This window comes from Pseudomonas sp. HY2-MNA-CIBAN-0224, assembly GCF_040310285.1.
Lineage (GTDB): Bacteria > Pseudomonadota > Gammaproteobacteria > Pseudomonadales > Pseudomonadaceae > Aquipseudomonas > Aquipseudomonas helleri.
Genome location: NZ_JBEOPQ010000911.1, coordinates 1 through 236, shown reverse-complemented (window position 1 = coordinate 236; position 236 = coordinate 1). Strand labels below are relative to the sequence as shown.

Annotated in this window: 1 protein-coding gene; it reads left to right on the top strand. The window is 49.2% G+C overall.

The annotated features are described in order from the left end of the window. Nucleotides 1–236 (top strand): amidohydrolase family protein (locus tag AAEZ03_RS28895; protein WP_350583438.1); only part of this gene is annotated, 236 nt, incomplete at both ends.

Below are 236 nucleotides of genomic sequence, written 5' to 3'. Positions count from 1 at the left end.
GTTTGCCACCATCTAAGCCCAGCCATTGCTGAAGATGTGGCTTTTGCAGAAAGCCGCATTCGTAAAGAAACCATTGCCGCTGAAGATATCTTACAAGATATGGGCGCCATCTCCATGATGAGTAGTGATTCGCAAGCGATGGGACGCGTGGGAGAAGTCATTATTCGCACGTGGCAAACGGCTGATAAGATGAAAGCCCAACGTGGCCACCTTGCTCCAGATCAATCAGCTAAAAC